Origin of the sequence: Geomonas sp., assembly GCF_035254065.1 — a bacterium.
Taxonomy (GTDB): Bacteria; Desulfobacterota; Desulfuromonadia; order Geobacterales; family Geobacteraceae; genus Geomonas.
Window position 1 is genome coordinate 1 of record NZ_DATFBA010000405.1, and the last position, 6,101, is coordinate 6,101.

Consider the following 6,101-nt stretch of genomic DNA (forward strand, 5'->3'; position numbering starts at 1 on the left):
AGGTATCGTCGACCGGCACCAGGAGGTATTCATCGGAGGTGACCAGGGCTCCGCGCAGCGAGATGTTTTGCAACCGCACCGGATAGCTCAGGTCGTGGTGGGTGAGTTCGCCGGACATGCTGCAGGTGACCCGGTGGAAACGGCGCTGTTCCATGCTGTTGGCCTCGTCGATGATCGGTTTAGGTGGCGCTGCTTCGGGTAACGTATCGTCTCCAGAACGGAAAACTGAAGTGGCACGCGAAACGGTCCTTTTCGGTTGACTTCGTGACCTATGTATTGTATTAAGTAACGTTTCCGGGATTTTGGTGGCGACCGGCCGTGGCGAGCAGCACAGGCGGCGGCCGAATAAATTCAAAGGCAAGAGGGCTGGTTGTTGATGGAAAACAAGATCAGGGTGTTCAGCGGTAACTCGAATCCGATTCTGGCAGAGAAGATTTGTGAATGTCTTAAGGTGCCGCTGGGCAAGGCGAAGGTGAAGACCTTCTCCGACGGCGAGATCATGGTCGAGATCGGCGAGAACGTCCGCGGCCGTGACATCTACGTGGTCCAGTCGACCTGCAACCCCACCAACAACAACCTGATGGAGCTGCTGATCATGATGGACGCCCTGAAGAGGGCCTCCGCCGCGACCATCACCGCCGTCATCCCCTACTACGGCTACGCCCGCCAGGATAGAAAGGCCGCTCCCAGGACGCCGATCACCTCCAAGCTGGTGGCCGACCTGGTCACCACCGCCGGCGCCGACCGGGTGGTTACCATCGACCTGCACGCAGGGCAGATCCAGGGCTTCTTCAACATCCCGGTGGACAACCTCTACGCAGCCCCGGTGCTCTTGGCCCACCTGAAGAACCGCTTCGCCAGCGAGCTCGACAACCTGGTCATGGTTTCCCCGGACGCGGGCGGCACCGAGCGCGCCAGGGCCTTCGCCAAGAGGCTCGGCTGCACCCTGGCCGTGATCGACAAGCGCCGCACCGGCCCGAACGTGGCCGAGGTGATGCACCTGATCGGCGACGTGAAAGGGAAGTCGGCCATCATCCTGGACGACATGATCGACACCGCCGGCACCCTGACCCACGCCGCCCAGGCCCTGAAGGACCACGGCGCCTCCAGCGTCTACGCGGCCGCCACCCACGGCGTCCTCTCCGGCCCGGCCATCGACCGCATCAACGCCTCGGTGATCGAGAAGGTGGTCATCACCGACACCGTTCCGCTGGGGGAGAAGGCCGACCGGACCGACAAGCTGCGCGTGCTGTCGGTGGCCGACCTGTTGGCCGAGGCCATCCGCCGCATTCATGAGGACGAATCCGTCAGCTCCCTGTTCGTGTGAGCTGCCGGCATTTGCATTACTAGTTAGGATCAGAATCAACAATTATCTTGAGAAATACCGGAGGATGTATGAGCAAGCAGAATCTGAACGTGGAACTGAGGGAAGAAACCGGCAAAGGCGTCTGCCGCCGTCTGAGAAGCGCAGGGCGCGTCCCCGCCGTCGTGTACGGCAAAGGGATCGAGCCGGTCTCCATTTCGCTTGACACCAGGCAGTTTTCCGAAGCCATCGCGGGCGCGGGTGGACGTAACCACATCCTGACCCTGGTGGGCGGCGGCTCCCTGGACGGCCAGACCGTCATCGTCTGCGACATGCTTCAGGATTCCATCAAGCGCACCCCGCGCCACGTCGACCTGCACAGGATCAGCCTCTCCGACAAGGTCAAGGTGCACGTCCCGGTCCGTCTGGTCGGTACCGCTGCCGGCGCCAAGGCAGGCGGCATGGTGGACTTCGCCATGCACGAGCTGGAAGTCGAGTGCCTGCCGGTGCACATCCCCGACTACATCAGCGTGGACGTCACCGAGTTGACCATCGGCCACTCCATCCACGTGGGCGAAATTCCGGCTCCGGTCGGCATCGCCATCCTGGGCGACCCCAAGGCCGCCGTGATCAGCATCCTCGGCCGTAAGAGCGCAGAGGCAGAAGAAGCTCCTGCCGCTTAAGCCGGATAGAACATGGCAAAGCTTGTTGTAGGGCTCGGCAACCCCGGGCCCCAGTATTCATGGACCCGCCACAACGCGGGTTTCATGGTTTTGGACCGCCTATCAAGTCTCGCCGGTATCTCCGTCACCAGGAAGGCCTTCTCGGGCCTTGCTGGTGACGGTAACTGGGCGGGCGAGCGCATCTTCCTCCTCAAGCCCCAGACCTTCATGAATCTGTCCGGGCGTTCCGTCGCCGAGGCGCTTCGCTTCTACAAACTCTCACTTTCAGATCTGATCGTCGTCCACGACGACCTCGACATCCCCTTCGGCAAGGTCAGGCTCAAGGAAGGGGGCGGCCATGGCGGCCACAACGGGCTCCGCTCGCTGGGGCAGGAGCTTGGCTCCAACGCCTACGCCAGGCTGCGGGTCGGCATCGGGCGCCCGGTGCACGGTGACGTGGTCAACTACGTGCTCACCAACTTCGCCAAGGACGAGATGAACTCTCTTCTGGAAGTGCTGGACCAGTCGGTCGACGCGCTGGAGATGGTGATCAGGGAAGGGATGCCCAAGGCGATGAGCATCTTCAACGGGAAATGAGAGATTAAAAAAACCAGCACGCCCCCTTCGTCAGGCTCAGGACGAACGGCCTATCAGGCGTGATGGGATGTGATCAGTCGGTACTCTGTTAACCGGACCTAGCAGGTCCAGAGGATTCAGCATATGGGCTTCAACTGCGGCATCGTCGGGCTCCCCAACGTGGGGAAATCCACCATCTTTAACGCGCTCACCTCGGCAGGCGCCGAGTCGGCCAACTACCCCTTCTGCACCATCGATCCCAACGTGGGGATCGTAGCGGTTCCCGATCCCCGGATGGACCGGTTGGCCGAAATCGTGCACCCGCAGCGCATGCAGTACACCACCATCGAATTTCTGGACATCGCCGGATTGGTGGCGGGCGCCAGCCAGGGCGAGGGGCTGGGGAACAAGTTCTTGGGCCACATCCGCTCCGTGGACGCCATCCTGCACGTGGTGCGCTGCTTCGAAAACGAGAACGTGGTGCACGTGAGCGGTTCCGTCTCCCCCGTGCGCGACATCGAGGTGATCCAGACCGAGCTGGCGCTGGCCGACCTCGACACCGTGGAGAAGCGGATGCAGCGCGTGGAGAAGCAGGCGAGAAGCGGCGACAAGAAGGCGAAGGAGGACGTCGAGTTCTGCGGCAAGGTGAAGGCCGCCCTGGAAAAGGGTGTCTCGCCGCGCGACCTGCCGGAGAACGAGGACGAGCGCATGATCCTGCGCGACATGCACCTGATGACCGCCAAGCCCGTTCTCTACGTGGCCAACGTGGCGGAGGACGACCTGGACGGCAAGCACCCCTACGTCGAGGAGGTCAGGAAGCTCGCGGCCCGCGAGGGTAACGGTGTGGTCTTCATCTGCGGATCCATCGAGGCTGAGATCTCTGAGTTGGACGGCGAGGAGAAGCAGGCGTTCCTGGAGGAGATGGGGCTGGCCGAATCCGGTCTGGACCGCCTGATCCGGGCGGGCTACGAGCTGCTCGGGCTGATCACCTACTTCACCGCCGGCGTCAAGGAAGTACGCGCCTGGACCATCACCAAGGGGACCAAGGCCCCCGGCGCTGCCGGCGTGATCCACACTGACTTCGAAAAAGGCTTCATCCGGGCGGAAGTGATCGCCTACGAGGACTATATTGCCGCGGGTGGCGAGGCGGGAGCCAAGGAAAAAGGGCTCATGCGTCTGGAAGGGAAGGAGTACGTGGTGCAGGACGGCGACGTCATGCATTTCAGGTTCAACGTCTAGGGCGATGGGGTAGCGCTTTTTTAATCTTTTTGCTTGTCAAAGAGAGATTTGTATAGTAAAGGTTTTTGTTCCACAGAACGGCCAGTAGGCCGTATCTCCTTGTTCCGGGCCGGTCCCGGGGCTAAATAACCGTGAGGAGGCAACACAATGAGGATGTACGAGACGATTTACATCGTCCAGCCCGATCTTGGCGACGAAGAGATCAAAGCACTCTCCGCCAAGGTACAGGACATCATCGCCGGCATGAACGGCGAGTTCAAGAGGCTGGAAGACTGGGGCGCCAGGAAGCTGGCTTACCCGATCAACAAGAGCGCCCGTGGCCGTTACTTTTACCTCCGTTTCGACGGCGATTCCGGTCTGATCGCCGAGCTGGAGCGCCGTCTGCGCCTTGACGACAAGGTGCTCAGGTACCAGAGCGTGAAGCTCGAGCAGGAAGTGGTTGCCGCTGCAGCCGCTCCGGTCAAAGCTGCTGAGGAAGGTGTCGAGGAGGCCGTCGAGGCTCCCGCTGCCGAGGCTCAGGCCGAAACTACTACGGAGGAATAAGAGATGGCTGACGAGAGAACTCCCCAGAGAAGCACCAGCGGCGGCCCGCGCAAGAAGCGGCCGTTCCAGCGCCGTAAAGTCTGCCGTTTCTGCGCAGACAAGCAGGTTTCCATCGACTACAAAGATCCCCGCACCCTTCGCTACTTCGTATCCGAGCGCGGCAAGATCATTCCCCGCCGTATCTCCGGTAACTGCTCCAAGCACCAGAGGGAGATCACCGAGGCGGTCAAAAGGGCAAGAAACATCGCGCTGCTCCCCATCGCGGGCAGCCACGTTACGCCCTAGTCTGTGTCGGCTGAGGTCAACCCTCTCCAGGGACGCATTCTGGACACCATCAAGGGGAGCGTCGCTACGGCGACGCTCTTCCTTGCGTTTATGATGCTCCCCTTGTTCGGCCTGGTCCCCGGGCTGTTCACCCCCGCTCCCTGCGTCTTCTACAGCCTGAAAAACGGACGGAAGACCGGCATCGCGGTGGTGCTGGTAACCTGTTCCCTGGTGGCCGCCCTGGCGGGTCCGGCGACGGTCGCCATCTACCTGCTGCAGGCCGGCGTGATGTCCCTGGCGCTGCCGGAGTTCCTGGTTCGCCTGAAAGGGGGCGCGCGCTCCATCGTCTACTCGGTTGCCGTCAACCTGGTGATGATGGTGGCGGCTGCTGCCATCTACGGCTACGTCACCGGCGCCAATCTGCACACCAAGGTCACCAAGGGTGTGCAGGCGAGTATCGCCCAGACCACCCAGCTGTACGAGAAGGCGGGGGTCAAGGGGGACGAGTTGAAGGCCATGCAGGATTCGATGCGCATGGCCGGCGAGCAGATCGTGGTGATCTATCCCGCACTGATCACCGTGGCACTCGGGATTCTGGGGTGCATCAACCTGTACCTTTTGGCACGGGTGGCGGGGCGCGCGGGTCTGCCGATCTACCTGGGTAATTTCAGGCAGTACCGGAACCCTGAACCCCTGGTCTGGCTCCTGATCGCCTCGGGCTTTGCCATGTTGCTCGACAACGACATCGCGCACATGGTGTCGCTCAACCTGCTGATCGTGGTCTGCGCCTTGTACCTGGTGCAGGGCTTCGCGGTCATCAGCCATTTTTTCCGCAAGTTTGCAGTGCCCACGTTCATCAAGGTAATGGGCTGCCTGTTCCTCATCTTCCAGCCGTTCATGCTGCTGGTGGTTGCGGCGCTAGGCGTTTTCGATCTCTGGGGTGATTTCCGATCCCCCAAAACCCAGCAAAACCTGTGAGATATCAGGCTAGGAGGCTAACATGAAGGTCATTCTGAAGGAAAACGTTGAGAATCTCGGCCACATCGGCGACATCGTGAAGGTTGCACCGGGCTACGCCAGGAACTACCTGGTCCCCAAAGGTTTCGCCATCGAGGCGACCGAGAAGAACGCCAAGGCTCTCGAGCACGCCAAGCGTCAGCTCGAGTATAAGAAGAACCGCGTGCTGGAAGCTGCCAAGCAGCTGGCCGCCAAGATCGAAGGGATCTCCCTTTCCCTGGCCCACAATGCCGGTGCTGACGACAAGCTGTTCGGCGCCGTCACCAACATGGAACTGGCTGAGCAGCTGAAGGCCCAGGGCGTGGAAATCGACCGCAAGAAGATCGTGCTCGACGAGCCGATCAAGCACCTGGGCGACTTCACCGCGGCGATCAAGATCCACCCGGAAGTGACCGCCACCCTGAAGATCTCCGTCACCAAGGCGTAAGCAGCCTGCGGCCAGCGCCGCACCGGTTGGAGCATGTACAAAGAAGGGCCACACTCGATGAGTGTGGCCC

The 6,101-nt window shown here is 61.4% G+C and carries 8 protein-coding genes; all 8 read left to right on the plus strand.

The genetic code is table 11. From position 1 onward, the window contains the following. The first annotated feature begins 376 nt into the window (after nt 1-376). The 8 genes from VJ604_RS19025 to rplI all read left to right on the plus strand — a co-directional run bounded on the left by VJ604_RS19025 (nt 377) and on the right by rplI (nt 6,031). Entirely contained in the window at nt 377-1,327 is a 951-nt protein-coding gene (locus tag VJ604_RS19025; protein ID WP_324085246.1) for a ribose-phosphate pyrophosphokinase, read from the plus strand. A 68-nt stretch (nt 1,328-1,395) separates the two neighbouring features. Beyond that, nucleotides 1,396-1,986, plus strand: coding sequence for a 50S ribosomal protein L25 (locus tag VJ604_RS19030; RefSeq protein WP_324085247.1), 591 nt, complete (start codon nt 1,396-1,398; stop codon nt 1,984-1,986). A 12-nt stretch (nt 1,987-1,998) separates the two neighbouring features. Continuing rightward, nucleotides 1,999-2,562, plus strand: a complete 564-nt coding sequence (pth, locus tag VJ604_RS19035; RefSeq protein WP_324085249.1) for an aminoacyl-tRNA hydrolase — start codon at nt 1,999-2,001, stop codon at nt 2,560-2,562. A gap of 123 nt (nt 2,563-2,685) precedes the next feature. Then, the gene (gene ychF, locus VJ604_RS19040) at nt 2,686-3,780 is read left to right on the plus strand and encodes a redox-regulated ATPase YchF (RefSeq protein ID WP_324085251.1); all 1,095 of its coding nucleotides are present in this window, start codon (nt 2,686-2,688) and stop codon (nt 3,778-3,780) included. A 147-nt stretch (nt 3,781-3,927) separates the two neighbouring features. Then, nucleotides 3,928-4,323: a 30S ribosomal protein S6 gene (gene rpsF / locus VJ604_RS19045; protein ID WP_324085253.1), complete on the plus strand. Its 396-nt coding sequence runs from the start codon at nt 3,928-3,930 to the stop codon at nt 4,321-4,323. 3 nt (nt 4,324-4,326) lie between these two features. Continuing rightward, complete coding sequence (gene rpsR / locus VJ604_RS19050) at nt 4,327-4,608, plus strand: 30S ribosomal protein S18 (RefSeq protein ID WP_324085255.1); 282 nt, start codon at nt 4,327-4,329, stop codon at nt 4,606-4,608. A gap of 3 nt (nt 4,609-4,611) precedes the next feature. Next, entirely contained in the window at nt 4,612-5,565 is a 954-nt protein-coding gene (locus VJ604_RS19055) for a YybS family protein (protein ID WP_324085257.1), read from the plus strand. A gap of 22 nt (nt 5,566-5,587) precedes the next feature. Continuing rightward, complete coding sequence (rplI, locus tag VJ604_RS19060) at nt 5,588-6,031, plus strand: 50S ribosomal protein L9 (RefSeq protein WP_324085259.1); 444 nt, start codon at nt 5,588-5,590, stop codon at nt 6,029-6,031. Nucleotides 6,032-6,101: the final 70 nt, after the last annotated feature.

Coding starts and splice junctions, on each gene's coding strand:
- VJ604_RS19025 (WP_324085246.1), top strand. CDS start 377: ATGGAAAACAAGATCAGGGTGTTCAGCGGTAACTCGAATCCGATTCTG.
- VJ604_RS19030 (WP_324085247.1), top strand. CDS start 1,396: ATGAGCAAGCAGAATCTGAACGTGGAACTGAGGGAAGAAACCGGCAAA.
- pth (WP_324085249.1), top strand. CDS start 1,999: ATGGCAAAGCTTGTTGTAGGGCTCGGCAACCCCGGGCCCCAGTATTCA.
- ychF (WP_324085251.1), top strand. CDS start 2,686: ATGGGCTTCAACTGCGGCATCGTCGGGCTCCCCAACGTGGGGAAATCC.
- rpsF (WP_324085253.1), top strand. CDS start 3,928: ATGAGGATGTACGAGACGATTTACATCGTCCAGCCCGATCTTGGCGAC.
- rpsR (WP_324085255.1), top strand. CDS start 4,327: ATGGCTGACGAGAGAACTCCCCAGAGAAGCACCAGCGGCGGCCCGCGC.
- rplI (WP_324085259.1), top strand. CDS start 5,588: ATGAAGGTCATTCTGAAGGAAAACGTTGAGAATCTCGGCCACATCGGC.